The organism is Pseudomonas proteolytica (assembly GCF_007858275.1).
Lineage (GTDB): Bacteria > Pseudomonadota > Gammaproteobacteria > Pseudomonadales > Pseudomonadaceae > Aquipseudomonas > Aquipseudomonas proteolytica.
Genome location: NZ_VFEV01000007.1, coordinates 107458 through 128155 on the forward strand (window position 1 = coordinate 107458; position 20698 = coordinate 128155).

General features: G+C 61.3%; 17 protein-coding genes. 9 read left to right on the forward strand and 8 right to left on the reverse strand.

Annotation, left to right across the window (positions count from 1 at the left end; genetic code table 11):
• Positions 1 to 6: 6 nt before the first annotated feature.
• Positions 7 to 2277, reverse strand: a complete 2271-nt coding sequence (gene rlmKL / locus FIV38_RS07195) for a bifunctional 23S rRNA (guanine(2069)-N(7))-methyltransferase RlmK/23S rRNA (guanine(2445)-N(2))-methyltransferase RlmL (RefSeq protein ID WP_029298230.1) — start codon at positions 2275 to 2277, stop codon at positions 7 to 9.
• A 534-nt stretch (positions 2278 to 2811) separates the two neighbouring features.
• Between rlmKL and rmf the strand changes: the two genes are divergently transcribed.
• Positions 2812 to 3027: a ribosome modulation factor gene (gene rmf, locus FIV38_RS07205; RefSeq protein ID WP_002553055.1), complete on the forward strand. Its 216-nt coding sequence runs from the start codon at positions 2812 to 2814 to the stop codon at positions 3025 to 3027.
• A 128-nt stretch (positions 3028 to 3155) separates the two neighbouring features.
• Here rmf and FIV38_RS07210 read toward each other — a convergent pair whose 3' ends face one another.
• The 4 genes from FIV38_RS07210 to FIV38_RS07225 all read right to left on the reverse strand — a co-directional run bounded on the left by FIV38_RS07210 (position 3156) and on the right by FIV38_RS07225 (position 6184).
• Positions 3156 to 4181: a quinone-dependent dihydroorotate dehydrogenase gene (locus FIV38_RS07210; RefSeq protein WP_092231826.1), complete on the reverse strand. Its 1026-nt coding sequence runs from the start codon at positions 4179 to 4181 to the stop codon at positions 3156 to 3158.
• A gap of 90 nt (positions 4182 to 4271) precedes the next feature.
• On the reverse strand, positions 4272 to 4736 hold the full coding sequence (locus tag FIV38_RS07215) for a transglycosylase SLT domain-containing protein (protein ID WP_092231828.1): 465 nt from the start codon (positions 4734 to 4736) through the stop codon (positions 4272 to 4274).
• Positions 4733 to 5140 (reverse strand): winged helix-turn-helix domain-containing protein, encoded by a 408-nt coding sequence (locus FIV38_RS07220; protein ID WP_092231831.1) that lies wholly within the window; start codon positions 5138 to 5140, stop codon positions 4733 to 4735. The genes FIV38_RS07215 and FIV38_RS07220 overlap by 4 nt, the downstream gene beginning before the upstream one ends.
• A 168-nt stretch (positions 5141 to 5308) precedes the next feature.
• Positions 5309 to 6184, reverse strand: coding sequence for a secretin N-terminal domain-containing protein (locus FIV38_RS07225; protein ID WP_235860946.1), 876 nt, complete (start codon positions 6182 to 6184; stop codon positions 5309 to 5311).
• 245 nt (positions 6185 to 6429) lie between these two features.
• On the opposite strand from FIV38_RS07225, the gene FIV38_RS07230 reads away from it, so the two are divergent.
• The 8 genes from FIV38_RS07230 (at position 6430) to cobA (ending at position 18044) form a co-directional block, all read left to right on the forward strand.
• A complete protein-coding gene (locus tag FIV38_RS07230; protein WP_092231834.1) occupies positions 6430 to 7656 on the forward strand; it encodes a CmpA/NrtA family ABC transporter substrate-binding protein in 1227 nt (408 codons plus the stop codon).
• Positions 7657 to 7669: 13 nt separating this feature from the next.
• Entirely contained in the window at positions 7670 to 8245 is a 576-nt protein-coding gene (locus FIV38_RS07235) for an ANTAR domain-containing response regulator (RefSeq protein ID WP_029298254.1), read from the forward strand.
• Between the two features lie 423 nt (positions 8246 to 8668).
• Positions 8669 to 9880, forward strand: a complete 1212-nt coding sequence (locus tag FIV38_RS07240; RefSeq protein ID WP_070995172.1) for a nitrate/nitrite transporter — start codon at positions 8669 to 8671, stop codon at positions 9878 to 9880.
• Positions 9880 to 11547: a bifunctional protein-serine/threonine kinase/phosphatase gene (locus FIV38_RS07245; RefSeq protein WP_029298258.1), complete on the forward strand. Its 1668-nt coding sequence runs from the start codon at positions 9880 to 9882 to the stop codon at positions 11545 to 11547. The genes FIV38_RS07240 and FIV38_RS07245 overlap by 1 nt, the downstream gene beginning before the upstream one ends.
• A gap of 272 nt (positions 11548 to 11819) precedes the next feature.
• Positions 11820 to 14273 carry a nitrite reductase large subunit NirB gene (gene nirB, locus FIV38_RS07250; RefSeq protein ID WP_092231837.1) on the forward strand — a complete coding sequence of 818 codons (2454 nt, stop codon included), beginning with the start codon at positions 11820 to 11822 and terminating at the stop codon, positions 14271 to 14273.
• Positions 14270 to 14587, forward strand: coding sequence for a nitrite reductase small subunit NirD (nirD, locus tag FIV38_RS07255; protein WP_029298262.1), 318 nt, complete (start codon positions 14270 to 14272; stop codon positions 14585 to 14587). Before nirB ends, nirD begins: the two co-directional genes overlap by 4 nt.
• Positions 14587 to 17295 carry a nitrate reductase gene (locus tag FIV38_RS07260; RefSeq protein ID WP_092231840.1) on the forward strand — a complete coding sequence of 903 codons (2709 nt, stop codon included), beginning with the start codon at positions 14587 to 14589 and terminating at the stop codon, positions 17293 to 17295. The genes nirD and FIV38_RS07260 overlap by 1 nt, the downstream gene beginning before the upstream one ends.
• Before the next feature lie 11 nt (positions 17296 to 17306).
• Positions 17307 to 18044 carry a uroporphyrinogen-III C-methyltransferase gene (gene cobA, locus FIV38_RS07265; RefSeq protein WP_092231843.1) on the forward strand — a complete coding sequence of 246 codons (738 nt, stop codon included), beginning with the start codon at positions 17307 to 17309 and terminating at the stop codon, positions 18042 to 18044.
• Between the two features lie 62 nt (positions 18045 to 18106).
• Here the strand turns inward: cobA and FIV38_RS07270 are convergent, their stop codons facing one another.
• The 3 genes from FIV38_RS07270 to FIV38_RS07280 form a co-directional block, all read right to left on the reverse strand.
• Positions 18107 to 19087 (reverse strand): OmpA family protein, encoded by a 981-nt coding sequence (locus tag FIV38_RS07270; protein WP_029298268.1) that lies wholly within the window; start codon positions 19085 to 19087, stop codon positions 18107 to 18109.
• 107 nt (positions 19088 to 19194) lie between these two features.
• Positions 19195 to 19785, reverse strand: a complete 591-nt coding sequence (sigX, locus tag FIV38_RS07275) for an RNA polymerase sigma factor SigX (protein ID WP_029298270.1) — start codon at positions 19783 to 19785, stop codon at positions 19195 to 19197.
• An 87-nt stretch (positions 19786 to 19872) separates the two neighbouring features.
• Positions 19873 to 20697: a mechanosensitive ion channel family protein gene (locus tag FIV38_RS07280; protein WP_029298273.1), complete on the reverse strand. Its 825-nt coding sequence runs from the start codon at positions 20695 to 20697 to the stop codon at positions 19873 to 19875.
• Position 20698 lies beyond the last annotated feature (1 nt).

Below are 20698 nucleotides of genomic sequence, written 5' to 3' on the forward strand. Positions count from 1 at the left end.
GGTCGATCAGCGTGCGGTGATTTTCCAGGCCCGGTGGATTTTCGGGTTACGGGCAAAATCCGGATCGATGGTTTTATCGCTGATTTCCTCGACCGCATAGCGCTCGCCCAGGTTGTCCTCCAACTGGAACTTGCGGAAGTTGTTGGAGAAATACAGCACCCCGCCCGGTGCCAGACGGGCCATGGCCAGGTCGAGCAACTGCACGTGGTCGCGCTGGACGTCGAACACGCCTTCCATGCGCTTGGAGTTGGAGAAGGTCGGCGGGTCGATGAAGATCATGTCGAATTCATCACGGCTGGCTTCCAGCCAGGCCATCACATCACCCTGCTCCAGGCGGTTCTTGTCGGAGAAGCCATTGAGGGACAGGTTGCGGCGCGCCCAGTCCAGGTAGGTTTTCGACAAGTCGACACTGGTGGTGCTGCGCGCACCGCCCTTGGCCGCATGCACACTGGCCGTGGCGGTGTAGCAATACAGGTTGAGGAAGCGTTTGCCGGCCGCTTCTTTCTGGATGCGCATGCGCATCGGGCGGTGGTCGAGGAACAGCCCGGTATCCAGGTAGTCGGTCAGGTTGACCAGCAGCTTCACCCCGCCTTCGCTGACTTCAGTGAACTTGCCCTGGGCGCTCTGGCGCTCGTACTGCTTGGTACCGCTCTGGCGCTCGCGGCGCTTGACCACTACGCGGCTCTTGTCGATGTTCAGCGCCTGGGGAATCGCAGCCAGGGCATCGAACATGCGCGCCGAAGCCTTTTCCGGATCGATGGACTTGGGCGCCACGTATTCCTGGACGTGCACCCAGTCGTGGTACAGGTCGATAGCCATGGAGTATTCCGGCATATCGGCGTCGTACACGCGGTAGCAATCGACACCCTCGCGCTTGGCCCACTTGCCCAGCAACTTGAGGTTCTTTTGCAGGCGGTTGGCAAACATCTGCCCGCCTTCGCTCAAGCGCGCCTGCTCGACCACCGGAGCCGGTGCCGGCGCGGGTTTGATCGGGTTACCGTTCTTGTTGTACTGGCGCTCTTGCGGCTCGGTCGGGGCCTGATCGTAAGCGGCTTGCTCACGTTCGGCCTGGCGCTGTTCCGGGGTGCGGCGCTCGCCGGTCACGAACTGGTCCGGGTTGACCTTGATCAGCAGCAGCTTGCACGGCAACGCGCCGTTCCAGAACGAATACTGCTTGTGGCTGCGGATCCCCATGCGCTTGCCCAGGTCAGGTGCGCCAGTGAATACCGCCGCCTCCCAGCCCATGCACGCCTGGCGCAGACGCTCACCGAGGTTCTGGTAGAGATACAACAGGCTGGCTTCGTCACCCAGGCGCTCGCCGTACGGCGGGTTGCAGATGACCAGGCCTTTCTGGTTCTGGTCCGGGCGCGGCTCGAAGGTACCGACTTCGCCCTGGTAGATCTTGATCCAGTGGCTCAGGCCGGCACGCTCGATGTTGTTGCGCGCGGGCTGGATCAAGCGCGGGTCAGCTTCGTAGCCACGGATCCACAGCGGCGGTTTGTTCATGCCGATGGCCGCACGTTCGCTGGCCTCGGTGTGGAGTTTTTTCCACAGCGCCGGCACGTGGCCGAGCCAGGCGGTGAAGCCCCACTGCTCGCGATTGAGGTTGGGCGCCATGTCCGCAGCAATCATCGCACCTTCCACCAGGAAGGTACCGACGCCGCACATCGGGTCCGTCAGCGCGCCGTTTTCTGCGGCAATGCGCGGCCAGCCGGCACGAATCAGAATCGCCGCCGCGAGGTTTTCCTTCAACGGTGCGGCGCCCTGCTGCAGGCGGTAACCGCGCTGGTGCAGGCTATGGCCGGACAGGTCGAGGGAGAGGATCGCTTCGCCACGGTCCAGGCGCAGGTGAATGCGCAGGTCGGGGTTGATCTTGTCGATGGACGGGCGTTCGCCGGTCGGGGTGCGCAGTTTGTCGACAATCGCATCCTTGACCTTCAGCGCGCCGAAGTGGGTGTTGTCGATGCCCGAGCCATGGCCGCTGAATTCCACCGCGAGGGTGCCATCGGGGACCATATGGTCTTGCCATTCGATATCCAGTACGCCGTGGTACAGGTCTTCGGCGTCCTTCATCGGGAAGCGCTTGAGCACCAGCAACACACGGTTGGCCAGGCGCGACCAGAGGCACAGGCGGTAGGCGGTTTCCATGTCGGCCATGCCGCGCACGGCCGAGGTGTGCTCGCGGGCGTCTTCAAGGCCAAGCCCGACGGCTTCCTCGATCAGCAGGCCTTCGAGGCCCTTGGGGCAAGTGAGGAAGAGTTCGTAACGGTCCGACATGGGCATTCCAGGCTTTTCAGCAATAAGTGAACGGGCGACGCATCGCGCGTTCGATTTTCAATCAAGCGCTTTTCTTGAAGAGCGCTCGCGTGGCACGAATGTGTGCCGTTCCACCCCGGCGTCCAGGCTTTGTGGGCCTTGATTGCCGGCGCAGAGAGATAATTTTTGCAACAAAAGGAAATATTCCGACCCTTCGTCGAATAATAACCGACTGCAGGCGGCGGGTATTCTCACTAAAGGATTAAACCCATCCTCTATACAGGGCACATCATAGCTGGCTTTGGCCAAAAAAAGGGGCGAAAAGCCATCCCAGCTTATGGCTATAGCATCGTTATCGTTACGTGCTTATGACAAAACGATCATTGAATCCATGTGACCTATTGGTTAGAACTCAACACAGGTTAGCGCCGCAACGACGCTGACACATTGGCTCGCCACGCCGGCAGCGAGCCGCACCAACGGCAGAAAAACTCTGCCCGGCCTCGCATGAGGTCGAAGGATATCAAGACAGTCAACAAGTGAGGGAAACACCCTATGAGAAGACTTAAGCGTGATCCGTTGGAAAGAGCATTTTTACGCGGATATCAGTATGGCGTTCATGGCAAATCCCGTGAGCTTTGCCCATTTACTCTACCGTCGGTACGCCAGGCCTGGATTAATGGGTGGCGCGAAGGACGCGGCGACAACTGGGACGGTATGACCGGCACTGCGGGGATCCACAGACTCAACGAACTTCACGCCGTCGGCTAATCAGGGCACTTAATTCCGACAACCACCTTGAAGAATGTAACGACTTAACCACGCACGCCCCATCCGGGCGGCGGGCTTCGGCCCAGGGGCTCCTTCGAGGAGCCCTTTTTTATGGCCGGACGTTCGCATCAGGGTTTTGGCAAGGCCGCGATGGCGTCCACCGACTGGCGAATCAACGCCGGCCCCTTGTAGATAAACCCGGAGTACAACTGCACCAGGCTGGCGCCCGCGGCGATTTTCTCGGCGGCGTGCTTGCCCTCGGTGATCCCGCCCACGGCGATGATCGGCAAACGCCCGGCCAGCTCGGCCGCGAGCACCTTGACGATATGGGTGCTCTGTTCGCGCACTGGCGCGCCGGAAAGCCCACCGGCCTCGTCACCGTAGGCCAGGCCTTCAACGCCAGCACGGCTGAGGGTGGTGTTGGTGGCAATCACCGCGTCCATCCCCGAATCCACCAGGGCCTGGGCCACCAGCACGGTCTCTTCGTCGCTCATGTCCGGGGCGATCTTGATCGCCAACGGCACACGCTTGCCATGGCGCACCGCCAAGTCTTCCTGGCGCTGGCGCAAGGCCTCGAGCAGTTGCTTGAGGGAGTCGCCAAACTGCAGGCTGCGCAGGCCCGGGGTATTGGGCGAGCTGACGTTGACCGTCACATAGCTGGCATGGGCGTAAACCTTGTCCAGGCAGGTCAGGTAGTCATCCACCGCACGTTCCACCGGGGTGTCGAAGTTCTTGCCGATATTGATCCCCAGGATGCCCTTGTACTTGGCGGCCTGCACCCGCGACAGCAGATGGTCAACGCCCAGGTTGTTGAAGCCCATGCGATTGATGATCGCCTCGGCTTCCGGCAGGCGGAAAATGCGCGGTTTGGGATTGCCCGGCTGCGGGCGCGGCGTGACCGTGCCAATCTCCACAAAGCCGAACCCCAGTTGCGCAAAGCCGTCGATGGCCGCGCCGTTCTTGTCCAGGCCAGCGGCCAGGCCAACCGGGTTGGGGAAGTCGAGCCCCATCACCGAGACCGGCATTTGCGCCGGCGCCTTGCACACCAGGCCATTGAGCCCCAGGCGGCCGCCCGCGCCGATCAGGTCCAGGGACAGATCGTGGGAAGTTTCCGGGGAGAGTTTGAACAACAGCTGGCGGGCCAGGGTATACATGGGCGGGCTTGACTCGGATGGCGGCGAAAGGTGGCGGCGATTATAGCCGGGGTGGCGGGTGCGCGCGAGGCATGGCACACCGTCGGTCGATCATCCGCTGCGGGAGGCCATCAACTCTTCGTAGCGCGCCCAGATCTTGCGCGCATAGCGCAGGCGCAATTCATCACGTTCGGCCCCGGCTCCCGGCCCGGCGTTATAGGCGCCCACGGCGGTCCAGTTGTAGCCAAACTGCTTGATAAAGTCGGCCAGGATCGATGCCCCCACCTCCACCGACAGGCACGGTTCATCCAATAACCGTTGTTCGGTAATCCCCTGTTTAAGCAGGCGTGGCAGATGAATGCTGTTGATTTGCATCAGGCCAATATCGCGGGTGCCATTGTTGTTGCTGTGGTTCATGGCTTCGGCGCGGTAGCCGGACTCTACTGCGGCAATCGCCTGCAACAGCTCTGGCTCGATATCGTACTGGCGGGCGGCCTCGGCCCAGCAATACGCCTGGGCCTGACCGACTCCACCCAGGCTCAATAACATCAGTCCCAGCCGGCAAGCACGCCTCATACCCGCTCACCACACCATCCACAGGCCGGGCACGCAGCGGTGTGTGCCCCCACCGCCTGCACCAGCCCAGGGCGCGCGACCACCCGCACCCGGCCATTGAAGCGATAACCGCGGCCATACACCGTTGCGATCAACCCACGATCGCCCTCCAGTTGTTTGCGCAATGAGTAGATGCAGCGGGTCAGGGATTCTTCGGCAACGTCGATATCCGGCCACACATGCTCCAGCAGGCAATCCTTGGTGACCAGCACCCCAGGCGTGGTCAACAACAGGCGCAACACGTGACTCTCTTTGGGCGGTAGCTGAATGTCGCGACCTTCGGTGGTCAGCCTGCCATCCTCCTGCAACGTCCACTGACCAAAGGCGAGGGACGCCGTCATCAAGCCCTCAACTGCAACAACCATTCAAACCTCTGTACCTGTCTGCGGGCATTCACAGCGCCTGAGGATTGCGTCACGCACCGTCTGGGAGAGGCGCGACTATAGAAACCCGTCATCAATTTCACGTTAGGAAAAAGCCCGATGCGTCGAAGTTTTGCAGGAGTTTTGCGTAGGAACTTTCGAAGCCTGGCGCTACTGCTCGCCGACCCGGGCAAACGCGCGCCGTACACGTTCGTACTGATCGGCGCTCAGGGATGTCGAAGCGCCCTGCCCCTGGGCAAAAGAACGCGGGGGCACATCCAGTTCCGCCACCCGTTCCCTGATCATCCTTAGTTGCTGCTCACTGCCACTGATCAACAGGCTGTTGACCTGCGGATAAGCAATCACCGTGATGCCGGTGCGCGCCTTGCCACCCAGTTCGGCGAGCTGCTTCTCGAGGAGCGTGGCGAGACCGGGTACGGTGATGGTCTGCGCGCCTCTGTCGTACTGGCGGTCTGCTACATCGGCGTTGAGCACCTGGATGACCCCAACTCTTTGCATGTCCTCACGCCGCGCCGGGCGCGGGCGGTCCATCAACTGGGCCAGGCGCATGACGTGATCGACATAGTTGGCGGGCCCCGACACGTAAAACAGACGGGGGCCGGCCTTGCGCAGGGGGTAGCGCGCCTCGTCGAGCCCCGTGCGCCCCATGACGTCGCGCAGGCGGTCGACCGTCATGTGTCGCAGGGCTACCCCGGAACTCTTGGCCTCGCCAGCGTCGTAGAGATGCAGCACCTGGCCGTCGCTGTACCAGATCAATTCATGCTGCAACGCCACGGCCTCGAGGACGGCTTGCGCGTTGGCAAAATCAAACTGCCCGCTGATACGTTTGCCCGCCGCCAACTTGCTGACCACGATGGGCTGGCCGAGGGGCACCGCAAGCCGACCGAAGAAGCCTTGCAGGCTTTCGTCCCACGCCAGATAGGACTCGCCCATCGCCGGCAAGGCATTGAGCATCAGCAGAGCGGCCAGCAGCCAGCGCTGCAAAAGGCCCTGGACGGTCGCTGTGGTAAATCGGGCAAGGAGCACGCTGGGTTTCCTGGACGGTGTTGCCTGAAGGGGCGCCATAGTGAAAGGCCCCCACGGCGCAATCTTGATGAAAGCCTGACGGCCTACCCCATGCCACACGCCGTGGCATGTGCCTTGCTTTACCTTGCCCAGGGCAGCCCGCGCCAATGACGGAACGGGCTCAAGGACAAAGGCGTCGTTACCGCAGGTGGCTTGTAAGACACCCTACGGAGCGACGCCTTTTTTCACACAGAAGGTAGGTGTTGATGAGTGATCAGGTCGGCTACAGCCAGGCAACCAATCCCCTGGCCTGGGTCAACGGCAGCGATGCCCCGGAAAAGAGCAGCCTCGACCTGGGCTTCATGGCCTTGAGCGATTGCGCCTCGCTGGTGGTCGCGGCGACGCAGGGGTTTGCCCAACCGTATGGCCTGACCTTGAACCTCAAGCGCCAATCGTCGTGGGCCGGGCTGCGGGACAAGCTGGTCAGCGGCGAACTGGACGCCGCCCACAGCCTGTACGGCCTGATCTATGCGGTCCACCTGGGCATCGGCGGCGTCGCTGCAAGCGACATGGCGGTGCTGATGGGCCTGAACCAGAACGGCCAAGGCATCAACCTGTCCCAGGGCCTGCAACAACAAGGTGTGACCAGTCCTGAGGCACTGGAGCGCAAGGTGCACCAAAGTCGGACAAAACTCACCTTCGCCCAGACCTTTCCTACCGGTACCCATGCCATGTGGTTGTATTACTGGCTGGCCAGCCAGGGCATTCACCCGCTGCGGGATGTCGAGAGTGTGGTGGTCCCGCCGCCGCAAATGGTCGCGCACCTGCAAGCCGGACGGATCGACGGCCTGTGCGTCGGCGAACCCTGGTGTGCCAGCGCGGTGCAGCAGAACCAGGGCTTCACCCTTGCCACCAGCCAGGCGATCTGGCCGGACCACCCGGAAAAAGTCCTGGGCTGCACCCAGGCGTTTGTCGAGCAATACCCCAACACCGCACGCGTGCTGGTGATGGCGGTTCTGGAAGCCAGCCGTTTTATCGACGACAGCCCCGAAAACCGGCGCTCCACCGCGCAACTTCTTAGCGCCAGGGATTACCTGGACGCGCCACTCGACTGCATCGAACCGCGGCTGCTGGGCATCTATGACGACGGCCTGGGTAACCACTGGCAAGACGTACACGCGCTGCGCTTTCATGGCGGGGGCGAGGTCAACTTGCCGTACCTGTCCGATGGCATGTGGTTCATGACCCAATTCCGCCGCTGGGGCCTGTTGCGTGAAGACCCCGATTACCACGCCGTTGCCCGTCAGGTGCAGCAACTGGATCTGTATCGCCAAGCCGCAAGCGCCGTGGGCGTGGCGACCAAGACAGAAGAAATGCGCAGCAGCCAGTTGATCGACGGCAAGGTCTGGGATGGCTCGGACCCGGCCGGCTACGCCCGCAGTTTCCGCCTGCACGCCCTGGCCGACGATGTCGTCCGCCACGCCTTGCGCTGACGGGAGGCCACCCATGTTGCGAATCCTGCTGATCAATGACACACCGCGCAAAGTCGGGCGCCTCAAGAGCGCGCTGACCGAGGCCGGTTTTGAAGTGATCGATGAGTCGGGCCTGACCATCGACCTGCCGGCGCGCGTCGAAACGGTGCGCCCGGATGTGATTCTGATCGATACCGAATCACCCGGCCGCGATGTGATGGAGCAGGTGGTGCTGGTCAGCCGCGACCAGCCCCGGCCCATCGTGATGTTTACCGACGAACATGACCCCGGCGTGATGCGCCAGGCAATCAAGTCCGGGGTCAGTGCTTATATCGTCGAAGGCATCCAGGCCCAGCGCCTGCAACCGATCCTCGATGTCGCCATGGCGCGCTTCGAGAGCGACCAGGCCTTGCGCGCGCAACTCATAGCCCGCGACCAGCAACTGGCAGAACGCAAGCGCATCGAGCTGGCCAAGGGCCTACTGATGAAAATGAAAGACTGCAACGAGGAACAGGCCTACACCCTGATGCGCCGCCAGGCCATGAGCCGCCAGCAAAAGCTGATCCAGGTAGCGGAGCAGATTATTGCCATGAGTGAGTTGTTGGGCTGAGATAGCGGCACCGACACACCTTTCAGACACTGACGCCCCCCTGTGGCGAGCGGGCTTGCCCGCGCTGGGCTGCGAAGCAGCCCCAACAAGATCACAATGTTTTATCAGATAGTCCGAGGTGACTGATTTTGGGGCTGCTGCGCAGCCCAGCGCGGGGCAAGCCCGCTCGCCACGACAGCCGTGTCTGCCTGGATTTAGGCGCTGCGGCAAAACTGCGTAGATGGCGGTCTCACGATTGGCGCAAGACTTGCTATGTAAACATCACAGGTAGCCAACGGCGGTTGCCCCTCCACGACAAAGACGTCGCACATCCGGTTTGCATACGCGAACCCGGTGGCGGCGTTTTTTCGTTTTGGTGGGGCGGCCTTCGCGGGTCGTTCCATCACCAGGCCTTCTACAAGACCCCCAATCGTGAGGTGCGTGATGAAATCAAGCTTCTGGAAATCCGGGCACACCCCGACCTTGTTTGCCGCGTTCTTGTATTTCGACCTGAGTTTCATGGTCTGGTACCTATTGGGCCCGCTGGCGGTGCAGATCGCTGCCGACCTGCAACTGACCACTCAGCAACGCGGGCTGATGGTCGCCACGCCGATCCTGGCGGGGGCGATCCTGCGCTTTTTGATGGGCATGCTGGCGGACAAATTGTCGCCCAAGACCGCCGGGCTGATTGGTCAGGTGATCGTGATTGTGGCGCTGTTCTTCGCCTGGAAACTGGGGATCCACAGTTATGAACAGGCGCTGCTCCTGGGGCTTTTCCTCGGTATGGCCGGGGCCTCGTTTGCCGTTGCCCTGCCGCTGGCGTCCCAGTGGTACCCCGCCGAACACCAGGGCAAGGCCATGGGCATCGCCGGCGCCGGCAACTCCGGCACCGTGTTTGCCGCGCTGCTGGCGCCGTTGATTGCCGCCGCATTTGGCTGGAGCAATGTGTTCGGCTTTGCCCTGATCCCGTTGATCCTGACCCTGATCGTCTTTGCCTGGCTGGCGCGCAACGCCCCCGAACGGCCAAAAGCCAAATCCATGGCCGACTATTTCAAGGCCTTGGGCGATCGCGACAGTTGGTGGTTCATGTTCTTCTACAGCGTGACCTTCGGTGGCTTTATCGGCCTGGCCAGCGCCCTGCCCGGCTACTTCAATGACCAATATGGCTTGAGCCCGGTCACCGCCGGCTACTACACCGCCGCCTGCGTGTTCGGCGGTAGCCTGATGCGCCCTCTAGGCGGCGCCCTGGCCGACCGATTCGGCGGGATCCGCACACTACTGGGCATGTACGCCGTGGCAGCCGTCTGTATCGCCGCTGTGGGTTTCAACCTGCCCAGTTCCTACGCGGCACTGGCCCTGTTCGTCTGCACCATGCTGGGCTTGGGCGCCGGTAACGGTGCGGTCTTTCAACTGGTACCGCAGCGCTTTCGCCGGGAGATCGGCGTGATGACCGGGTTGATCGGCATGGCCGGCGGCATCGGCGGCTTCGCCCTGGCAGCGGGCATGGGCGCGATCAAGCAAAGCACCGGCAGCTACCAGTTGGCGCTGTGGCTGTTCGCCAGCCTGGGCGTGCTGGCGTGGTTCGGCCTGTATGGTGTGAAACGGCGCTGGAGGACCACCTGGGGTTCGGCTGCCGTCACCGCAGCGCGGGTCTGATGAGCCTGCAACTGAGTGTTGCCCAGGCCAGCGCCATCGGGCCGCGTGAGGAAAACCAGGACGCCATGCGCCTGGTTACCCCAGCCCCGGACCTGGCCGCCAGCAAAGGCTACCTGTGTGCCATCGCCGACGGCGTCAGCCAGTGTGCCGATGGCGGCCTGGCCGCGCGTTCGACCTTGCAGGCCCTGGCCCTGGACTACTACGCCACGCCACAAACCTGGGGCGTGGCCCAGGCCCTGGACCGGCTGTTGCTGGCGCAGAATCGCTGGCTGCAGGCCAATGGCGGCGGCCAGCCGTTGTTGACCACCCTCAGCGCCGTGGTGTTTCGCGGCCAGCGCTTTACCCTGGCCCATGTCGGCGACTGCCGGGTGTATCGCTGGTTCGACGGCGAGTTGCAGCGCATCAGCCAAGAACATGTCTGGGAACAACCGGGCATGCAGCACGTGCTCAAGCGCGCCCTGGGCCTGGATCAGCATCTGGTGGTGGACTTTCTCGACGGTGAACTGCGCCAGGGTGAATGTTTCCTGCTGCTCAGCGATGGTGTGTGGTCGACCCTGGCGGATCACAGCATCCGTGCGATCCTGCGCGAACAGGCCGACCTGGACCTGGCCGTGAATACGCTGGTCAACGCCGCACACCTGGCGGGTAGCCAGGACAATGCCAGCGCCCTGCTGGTGCGCATCGACCAGCTCGGCGCAGCCACCCTGGGCGATGCACTGGTGCAGTTGCAGCAGTGGCCATTGCCGCCGCCGTTGAAGGCCGGGCAATCCTTTGAAGGCTGGCAGGTGGAGAGCGTGCTGGCACAAAGTCGGCAGTCGTTGCTGTACCGGGTACGCGATACCCAGCAGCAACCCTGGCTGCTGAAAACCCTGCCCCCTGGCCACGACGATGACCACGACGCCGCCCAGGCCCTGCTCTCAGAAGAATGGTTTCTGCGCCGGGTGGCCGGACGGGCATTTCCTGAAGTCCATCCGGCCGGCGGGCGTCAGCATTTGTACTATGTGATGCGTGAATACAGCGGGCAGACCCTGGCCGCCCTGTTCCAGCAGCAAGGCCCCTTGCCGCTGGCACAATGGCAATCCATCGCCGAGCGCTTGCTGCGCGCGGTGGGCATGTTGCATCGCCGGCAGATTCTGCACCGCGACATCAAGCCGGAAAACCTGCTGCTGGGGGACGACGGTGAATTGCGGGTACTGGACTTTGGCCTGGCCTATTGCCCGGGGTTATCCGAGGACCGCGCTCACCTGCTGCCGGGAACCCCCAGCTTTATCGCGCCTGAAGCCTTCAGTGGTGAACGTCCGACCCCTCGGCAGGATTTGTACAGCGTCGGCGTGAGCCTGTATTACCTGCTGACCGGGCACTATCCCTACGGTGAAATCGAAGCTTTCCAGCGCCCCCGCTTCAACACGCCGGTCAGCGCCAGCCGCTATCGACCGGATCTGCCCGACTGGTTGCAGCAAAGCCTGGAACGCGCGGTGGCGGCACAACCGGACCAACGCTACGAAACCGCCGAGGAATGGCTGCTGGTACTGGAACAGGCCGACCGCCGCGAGCTGAGCCTGCGCCCTCGGCCACTGCTGGAGCGCGAGCCTCTCAAGGTCTGGCAAACCCTGGCGCTGGTGTCGCTGCTGCTCAATCTGCTGTTGCTATATCTGTTATCCCTGTAGGAGGCAGGCGCGCCAGTTGTGGGCGTCACGCCTTTAAATGGTGCGAAAAAACCTTGTGGTATCCACCAGAACCTCAGTAAATCCGGCTTTTCAAGACTTGGCACAACCACTGCATTAGCTCCTGCAACACCCCACATACAGCCCACCCTTCAACGACGAAGGTGGGGCTTTCCCGAGAGAACGGGACCAGGACAAAGGCGTCCTCGCTAGGCAACTAGCGGGACGCCTTTTTTTGTTTGCGCGTGATTTGTCGAGCCATTGCGGAGAACGACATGAAAAAACTCAAACTGGTGATGATCGGCAACGGCATGGCCGGGGTTCGCACCCTTGAAGAACTGCTGAAACTGAGCACCGAGCTGTACGACATTACGGTCTTTGGCGCCGAGCCCCACACCAACTACAACCGCATCCTGCTATCACCGGTGCTGGCCGGTGAGCAGACGTTCGAAGAGATCGTGCTCAACGACCTCGACTGGTACCTGCAAAACAACATCAAGTTGCTGCTCAACCGCAAGGTGGTGCAGATCGACCGGGTCAAACGCAAAGTCATCGCCGAAGACGGCACCGAGGCCGAATACGATCGCCTGCTGATCGCCACCGGTTCGACTCCGTTCATCCTGCCGATCCCCGGCAATACCTTGCAGGGCGTGATCGGCTACCGCGACATTGCCGACACCCAAGCCATGATCGACACCGCCAAGACCCACAAGCATGCCGTGGTCATCGGTGGCGGCCTGCTCGGCCTGGAAGCGGCCAATGGCCTGATGCTGCGCGGCATGCACGTCACCGTGGTGCATATCGGCGAATGGCTGCTGGAGCGGCAACTGGACAAGACCAGCGGCCAGTTGCTGCAAACCGAACTGGAAAGCCGTGGCCTGGTGTTTCGCCTGTGCGAACAGACCCAGGCCCTGCATGACGCCGGCAATGGCCGCGTGGGTTCGGTGCAATTTAAAAACGGCGACGTGATTCCCGCCGACCTGGTGGTGATGGCCGCCGGGATCCGCCCCAATACCGAACTGGCGGAAAAGTCCGGCATCCCGTGCAACCGTGGGATCCTGGTCAACGACACGATGCAAACCTACGACCCGCGCATCTATGCCATCGGCGAATGCGCCAGCCATCGCGGGATTGCCTACGGCCTGGTGGCGCCGCTGTTCGAGCAGGCCAAGGTCTGCGCCAACCACCTGGCCCAGTTGGGGTTCGCCACCTACAAAGGCTCGGTGACCTCGACCAAACTGAAAGTCACCGGTATCGACCTGTTTTCCGCTGGCGACTTCATGGGCGGCGAAGGCACCGAAACCATCACCCTTTCCGACCCCATCGGCGGCGTCTACAAGAAGCTGGTGATCAAGGACGACATCTTGGTCGGCGCCTGCCTGTACGGCGACACCGCCGATGGCGGTTGGTATTTCCGGCAGATCCGTGAGAACCATGGCATTGGCGAAATCCGCGACCACCTGATGTTCGGCGAAAACGCCTTGGGCGACGTCGGCCACCAAGGCCAGGACAAAGCCATGAGCATGGCCGACAGCGCCGAAGTCTGCGGCTGCAACGGCGTGTGCAAGGGCACCATCGTCAAGGCGATCCAGGAGCAGGGCCTGTTCAGCGTCGATGAGGTGAAGAAACACACCAAGGCCGCCAGTTCCTGCGGCTCCTGCGCCGGGTTGGTGGAGCAGATCCTGATCAACACCGTGGGCGGTGCGGCTGACGTCAAGCCAAAGAGCGAAAAAGCCATCTGTGGTTGCAGCGACCTGAACCACGGGCAAATCCGCCAGGCGATCCGCGACCAGCACCTGCTGACCATCGCCGACACCATGAGCTACTTGAACTGGCGCACTCCCAACGGCTGCGCCACTTGCCGCCCGGCGTTGAACTACTACCTGATCTCCACCTGGCCGGGGGAAGCCAAGGACGATCCGCAATCGCGCCTGATCAACGAACGGGCCCACGCCAACATTCAGAAAGACGGCACTTACTCGGTAGTCCCGCGGATGTGGGGCGGTGTGACCAATCCTTCCGAACTGCGGCGGATTGCCGATGTGGCCGACAAGTACAACGTGCCGATGGTCAAGGTCACCGGCGGCCAGCGCATCGACTTGCTGGGCATCAAGAAACAGGACCTGCCCGGTGTCTGGAAAGACCTGGATATGCCGTCCGGGCACGCCTACGGCAAATCCATCCGTACCGTGAAGACCTGCGTAGGCAGCGAGTTCTGCCGCTTCGGCACGCAGAACTCCACACAACTGGGCATCGAGTTGGAGCATGACCTGTTCAACATGTGGTCGCCCCACAAGGTCAAGCTGGCGGTCTCCGGTTGCCCGCGCAACTGCTCGGAAGCCGGGATCAAGGACGTGGGAATTATCGGCGTCGACTCGGGCTGGGAGATGTATATCGGCGGCAACGGCGGGATCAAGACCGAGGTCGCAGAGTTCTTCGTCAAGCTCAAGACCGCCGAGGAGGTACGCGAATACAACGGCGCCTTCCTACAGCTGTACCGCGAAGAAGCCTTCTACCTGGAGCGCACCGTGCATTACATGCAGCGGGTCGGCATGGACCATATCAAGAAGGCCGTACTGGAAGACCCAGCGCGGCGCCAGGCCCTGAACGAGCGCCTGCAGTTCTCCCTGTCGTTTGAACAAGACCCATGGAAAGAACGCCTGGAGCAGCCGTTGCTGAAGAAGGAATTCGACACCATCGCCGTCAAACAGCTGGAGGTATTGGTATGAACTGGCTGGATATCTGTGCCCTCGACGAAATCAACGCACTGGGCTCGCGCATCGTCAGCGGCCCGAAAGGTGAAATTGCGATTTTTCGGACCAGTGACGACGAAGTCTTCGCCCTTGACGACCGCTGCCCGCACAAGGGTGGGCCATTGTCCCAGGGGTTGATTTACGGCAAACGCGTAGCGTGCCCATTGCACAACTGGCAGATCGACCTGGCGTCCGGCGAAGCCCAGGCCCCGGATATCGGTTGCGCCCACCACCACCACGCCCGGGTTGAAAACGGCCGGGTGATGCTGGCCCTGCGGGACGCTGGTTGATGAACCGCCAGGTCACCGCATCGACCTGCTGCTACTGCGGGGTCGGCTGCGGCGTGCTGATCGAGCATGATGGCGCGCAGATCCTCGGGGTCAGCGGCGACCCGTCGCACCCGGCCAATTTCGGCAAGTTGTGCAGCAAGGGTTCCAGCCTGCACCTGACTGGCGATCTGGCAGCGCGGGCGTTGTACCCCGAATTGCGCCTGGGCAAAGGCCTGGCCCGTGGCCGTACCGATTGGGACAGTGCCCTGGACCACGCGGCCCATGTGTTCGCCGACACCATCGCCGAGCACGGCCCCGACAGTGTGGCGTTCTATATCTCCGGGCAACTGCTGACCGAGGATTACTACAGTTTCAACAAACTCGCCCGGGCGCTGGTGGGCACCAACAATATCGACAGCAATTCCCGGCTGTGTATGTCCTCGGCGGTGGTCGGCTACAAGCGCAGCCTGGGGGCCGACGCGCCACCGTGCAGCTATGAGGACCTGGAGGCCAGCGATTGCGTGATGATCGTCGGCAGTAATATGGCCTACGCCCACCCGGTACTGTTTCGCCGGCTGGAAGAGGCCAAGGCGCGCCGTCCGGATATGAAAGTGCTGGTCGTTGATCCACGGCGCACCGATACCTGTGACTTGGCGGATATGCACCTGGCAATCCTGCCGGGTACCGATGTCGCGTTGTTCCATGGGATTTTGCATCTGCTGCTGTGGGAAGACTGGATCGATCGTGACTTTATCCAGGCTCATACCGATGGTTTGGTCGAACTCAAACGCCTGGTCCACGACTACACGCCGCAGATGGTCACGCAATTGTGCGGGATCAGTGTCGAGCAACTGCGCCAGTGTGCGCAGTGGGTCGGTACCTCCACGAGCTTTCTTTCGCTGTGGTGCATGGGGCTCAACCAGTCCACCGCCGGCAGTGCGAAAAACAGCGCCCTGATCAACCTGCACCTGGCCACCGGTACCATTGGCCGCCCAGGTTGCGGGCCGTTTTCCCTGACCGGCCAGCCCAACGCCATGGGCGGCCGGGAAACCGGTAGCCTGTCGAACCTGCTGCCGGGCCATCGTGATGCCAACAACCCCGAGCACCGCGCACAAGTGGCCGCCTACTGGGGGGTTGAGCAACTGCCATCCAGCACCGGCTTGACCGCCATCGAATTGTTCGAGCAGGTACAGGCCGGCAAGATCAAAGCGCTGTGGATCGCCTGCACCAACCCCGCGCAATCGTTGCCGGACCAGAGCAGCGTGCGTCAGGCCCTGGCCGCGTGCCCATTCGTGGTGTTGCAGGAAGCCTTCCGCACCACAGAAACCGCTGCCTTTGCCGACCTGTTGTTGCCAGCCGCCAGTTGGGGTGAGAAAGAAGGCACCGTGACCAATTCCGAGCGGCGCATTTCCCACGTACGCCAGGCCATTGCCCCACCGGGTGAGGCGCGGTCGGACTGGGCGATTACCGTGGATTTCGCACAGCGCCTGGAGCAACGTTTGCGACCGGGCCTACCGAGCCTGTTTGCGTTTGCGCAACCTTCGCAGATTTTTGATGAGTTCAAACTGCTGACACGCGATCGGGACTTGGACCTGTCAGGTATCAGCCATGCCCTGCTCGACCGGATCGGCCCGCAACAATGGCCGTTTCCCGCCGAGGCTCAGAGCGGCACGCCACGGCTGTACACCGACGGCATCTTCCCGACCGACAGTGGTCGTGCGCACTTTATCGCCGAGCCTTATCGCGCGGCCAAGGAACAACGTGATGCGCGCTTTCCCCTGACCCTGATCACCGGCCGCCTGCGTGACCAATGGCATGGCATGAGCCGCACCGGTACGGCTGCGCAACTGTTCGGCCACGTCAGCGAAGCATTGCTCAGCCTGCACCCGGACGAACTACGCCGGCACCGCTTCAAAGAGGGCGATCTGGTGAGCCTGAAAAGCCGCCGTGGCCAGGTGATTGTGGCGGTGACCAGTGATGACAGCGTGCGGCCCGGCCAGGCGTTCCTGCCCATGCATTGGGGCGATCGCTTCCTCAAGGGCGGCGTCAACATGCTGACTCAGCCGGCATTCGACCCCTTGTCGAAACAACCCGAGCTCAAGCACAGCGGTGTACGCCTGGAAGCCGTGCAATTGCCTTGGCAGCTGTTTGCGCTGATCGAAGGTGACGTGCAGCAACACTTCGAGGCCTTGCGTCCGCTTTGCGAGCGCTTTGCCTACGTCAGCCTCAGCTTGACCGGGCGTGAGCGGCCGGCGCTGCTGCTGCGTGCTGCCCATACCGAGGCGCCGGACCTGCAGTTGCTCAAGAACATCGACCAATTGCTGGGCCTCAATGACGGCCCGGTCATGGCCTATGACGACCCACGGCGCTCCATCGGCAAGCGGGTAAAAATCGAGAAAGGCCGGATCACCGCGATCCGTCTGGCCGGCGAAACCCTGGCCCGTCATTGGCTGCAAAGCCTTTGGCTGGAGGGCCGGACCGATGAACAACTGCGGCGCTGGTTGCTGGCCCCGCTAAGCGCGCCACCCGGCGCGGGTACGAGCAGCAACAAAATTCTCTGCAACTGCAAGAACGTCAGTGAAAACGCGATATGTGCAGGCATCAAGCGCGGCCTGGACCTCGCTGGGCTGAAGCAAGAACTGGGCTGCGGCACGCAATGTGGCTCCTGCGTCCCCGAAATCAAACGGCTTTTGGCGAGCACCTCGCAGCCAATCGCTATCAGTGTGTGAGGGCAATAAATATGAGTGCAAAAGTCTGGCTGGTAGGCGCAGGCCCGGGTGATCCGGAGTTGTTGACCCTCAAGGCGGTGCGGGCCCTGCACGAGGCCGATGTGGTGTTGATTGATGACTTGGTCAACCCGGCAGTGCTTGAACATTGCCCAGGTGCGCGGGTGATTACCGTCGGCAAACGCGGCGGCTGCCGTTCCACGCCCCAGGATTTCATTCACCGTTTGATGCTGCGTTACGCGCGTCAGGGTAAATGTGTGGTGCGCCTCAAAGGCGGTGATCCGTGCATTTTTGGCCGTGGCGGCGAAGAAGCGACCTGGCTCAGGGAGCGAGGCGTGAGTGTGGAGCTGGTCAATGGCATCACCGCCGGGCTGGCAGGTGCGACCAATTGCGATATACCGCTGACGCTACGCGGGATCAGTCGCGGCGTAACACTGGTCACTGCTCATACCCAGGACGACAGCAGCCTGAATTGGCGGGCACTGGCCGAAGGGGGCACAACACTGGTGATCTACATGGGCGTGGCGAAGCTTTCAGAGATTGCCCGGCAACTGCTGGAAGGTGGCATGGCCGCTGATATGCCAGTGGCGATGATCGAGAACGCCTCGCTGCCCCAACAGCGTGAGTGCCGCAGCTCCCTGGCACGCATGCACGATGATGCCCAGGCATTCGCCTTGAAGAGCCCGGCTATCCTGGTGATCGGTGCGGTGGCGGCAGCGGCGGTTGAAGCAGTATTGGCCGCCAGCGCCTGAGGCAAATCGCAGGCGAAAAAAAGCCCGGCTCAAGAGCCGGGCTTTTTTCTACCACTCAGTAATTACTGAGCTTGAGCTTCAACCGATGCTTCTACGCGACGGTTAACAGCACGACCAGCTTCAGTTGCGTTGTCAGCAACTGGGCGGGATTCGCCGTAACCTACGGAGGTGATACGGCCAGCGTCAACGCCGTCTTTAACCAGGACTTGCTTAACAGCGTCAGCACGACGCTGGGACAGCTTCTGGTTGTAAGCGTCTGGACCGACGGAGTCAGTGTGACCAGCAACTTCTACGTTGGTAGCTGGGTACTGAGCCATGAAGTCGGCCAGGTTTTTGACGTCGCCATAGCTGTTAGGCTTAACAACGGCCTTGTCGAAGTCGAACTTAACGTCCAGCTCAACACGAACAACCTGAGCAACCGGAGCTTCTGGCTCTGGAACTGGCTCTGGAGCTGGTGCTGGGGTAGGAGCTGGAGCGGCTGCGCCAGCGTTACCGCCGAAGTTTACGCCCAGGCCGACCAGTGCGGAGTAATCCCACTTGCCGTTGTCCAGACCGTAGTCAGCTTCAACACCGGCACGAGCGTACAGGTTGTTGGTGAAGTAGTACTTAACGCCAGTACCAACGGTAGCGAAGGTAGTCTGGTCGCGACCGGTGTGGCCATCAGCACGTACGTTGCCACGGCTCTGGTGACCGAAACCACCTTCTACGTATGGACGCAGGGAGTCGACGCCAGCTTGACCGAAGTGGTATTGGGCAACGAGGCTGCCGGTATCACCTTTGATCTTCTGGTTGCCAGTACCGTCAGTCGAACGGGTGTGGTTGGTCTTGTCGTAGGACAAGTTCAAGGACAGGTCGTCGGTCAGGAAGTAACCGATGCGAGCGCCAGGATTGAAGCCGTCTTCGATGTGCTTGACGCTATCGTTGTACTGCTTCTTGTAGAACAGCTCGCCTTCAACTGCGCCTTGGCCTTGTGCCAGAACGCCGAAAGAAGTAGCGGCAATAAGAGAACCAATGGCCAAGCCCAAGGTGTTTTTCAGTTTCATCCGTTAAATCCCCATCTGGTGATTGTAAAGCAGTCCCACATACCGGGGGACAACTCGGCGACAAGTCTAACAGAACTTGCCTACACGTAAGAGATATTTGCACCGAACTAAGTTTCAGTACTGTCCGCAAATTTCTCACGTAATTTATCAAGAGCACGTTTGTAACGCATTTTTGTAGCACTCAAACCCATATGCATAATGTCAGCGATTTCCTGAAATTCCAGTTCTGCGACAAATCGTAGCACCAGAATTTCCCGGTCAATCGGGTTCACATGCACCAGCCAGCGATCAAGTCCGCCCTTCTCCTCGGGTGCCGGCGCCTTTTCTTCAGACGCTTCCTCAAGGGGGTCCAGACTCAATGCGTCCATCAAGCGACGCTTTCGCCGTTCCTTACGATACTGCGTGATGCACTCGTTGTACGTGATGCTGTAGAGCCAGGTTTTGAACTTCGATTTACCCTCGAAGTTCTTCAGGCCATACAACACCTTGAGCATCACTTCCTGACAGACATCATCCGCATCACGATCGTTCCCTAAATATCTTGAACAAACGTTGAACAGAGTGCGTTGATACCTGCGCATCAATTCTTCGTACGCGCGTGTTACGTGAAACAGCTCCGTGTGCGAGCGCGCGACCAACTCCTCATCAGAGAGCTCACGGGGGTCATAGCGCGTGGACAGCGTTTGGGCTTTATTCAAAACAAGTCGTGCCGACAGTCAGGTCAATGTCCGCCACATCCTGGATAGCCAGGATCGCGGCGGCGTACATTAGCAGGGTTTGCCGGGTTAGCGGCTACTGACCTGCTGTTCCAGCAGAACCCGATTGGACAGCGACACTAATTCGCCATCATCGGTCAGCAGGGTGGTTTTCACCGTGCCGATCTCTTCAATCTGCCCTTCGACCTCGCCAACACGCACGCTTTGCCCCACCTGATACAACTCACGCACATAGATTCCCGCAAGAATCTGCCCGGCAATTCCCCGGCTTCCCAAACCCATGGCCAGCGCAACGGCCAGACCAACGGTAATCAAAACGATCACAATCACATGGTTGAGCAGGTCAGTCTTGACCTCCAACTGGCTGATCGCCACCGAAATACTGATGATGATCACCAGCCCTTGGGCAATTCGCCCCAGGCCACCTGCATAGTCCAGGCCTACGCCTTCAGCGGCGCCGCGCACCAGGCCATTGGCCAGTTGCGCCAGCAGAACGCCGACCAGCAACACCAGCGCGCCGCCGAATACTTTCGGCAAATACAGCGCCAGCATGTCGAGCGTAGCTGAAACTCGCTCAAGTCCAAGGGATTGCGCCGCAGAAACCAGAAAAATCAGCAAAACAAACCAGTAGACGATCTTGCCGATCAGTGTCGAGATCGGCACTTGCAGCCCGGCGCGCCCCAGCAACTTGGTCAATCCGGTGCCGGCCATCAAACGATCGAGGCCCAGCTTGGCGAGCAATTTGGAGAGCAGGGTGTCGAGCAGCTTGGCCACGACAAAACCCAGCAGCACCAGCACCAGCGCACCAAACAGGTTGGGAATGAAATTCGCCACCTTGGTCCACAACGCAGTCATTGCAGTGACCAGACTCTGCGTCCAGAGATCAAGTTCCATA

What these genes read in the sequence shown, in the direction of transcription:
- rlmKL (WP_029298230.1), bottom strand. Translation starts at nt 2,277, where the DNA reads ATGTCGGACCGTTACGAACTCTTCCTCACTTGCCCCAAGGGCCTCGAA.
- rmf (WP_002553055.1), top strand. Translation starts at nt 2,812, where the DNA reads ATGAGAAGACTTAAGCGTGATCCGTTGGAAAGAGCATTTTTACGCGGA.
- FIV38_RS07210 (WP_092231826.1), bottom strand. Translation starts at nt 4,181, where the DNA reads ATGTATACCCTGGCCCGCCAGCTGTTGTTCAAACTCTCCCCGGAAACT.
- FIV38_RS07215 (WP_092231828.1), bottom strand. Translation starts at nt 4,736, where the DNA reads ATGAGGCGTGCTTGCCGGCTGGGACTGATGTTATTGAGCCTGGGTGGA.
- FIV38_RS07220 (WP_092231831.1), bottom strand. Translation starts at nt 5,140, where the DNA reads ATGGTTGTTGCAGTTGAGGGCTTGATGACGGCGTCCCTCGCCTTTGGT.
- FIV38_RS07230 (WP_092231834.1), top strand. Translation starts at nt 6,430, where the DNA reads ATGAGTGATCAGGTCGGCTACAGCCAGGCAACCAATCCCCTGGCCTGG.
- FIV38_RS07235 (WP_029298254.1), top strand. Translation starts at nt 7,670, where the DNA reads ATGTTGCGAATCCTGCTGATCAATGACACACCGCGCAAAGTCGGGCGC.
- FIV38_RS07240 (WP_070995172.1), top strand. Translation starts at nt 8,669, where the DNA reads ATGAAATCAAGCTTCTGGAAATCCGGGCACACCCCGACCTTGTTTGCC.
- FIV38_RS07245 (WP_029298258.1), top strand. Translation starts at nt 9,880, where the DNA reads ATGAGCCTGCAACTGAGTGTTGCCCAGGCCAGCGCCATCGGGCCGCGT.
- nirB (WP_092231837.1), top strand. Translation starts at nt 11,820, where the DNA reads ATGAAAAAACTCAAACTGGTGATGATCGGCAACGGCATGGCCGGGGTT.
- nirD (WP_029298262.1), top strand. Translation starts at nt 14,270, where the DNA reads ATGAACTGGCTGGATATCTGTGCCCTCGACGAAATCAACGCACTGGGC.
- FIV38_RS07260 (WP_092231840.1), top strand. Translation starts at nt 14,587, where the DNA reads ATGAACCGCCAGGTCACCGCATCGACCTGCTGCTACTGCGGGGTCGGC.
- cobA (WP_092231843.1), top strand. Translation starts at nt 17,307, where the DNA reads ATGAGTGCAAAAGTCTGGCTGGTAGGCGCAGGCCCGGGTGATCCGGAG.
- FIV38_RS07270 (WP_029298268.1), bottom strand. Translation starts at nt 19,087, where the DNA reads ATGAAACTGAAAAACACCTTGGGCTTGGCCATTGGTTCTCTTATTGCC.
- FIV38_RS07280 (WP_029298273.1), bottom strand. Translation starts at nt 20,697, where the DNA reads ATGGAACTTGATCTCTGGACGCAGAGTCTGGTCACTGCAATGACTGCG.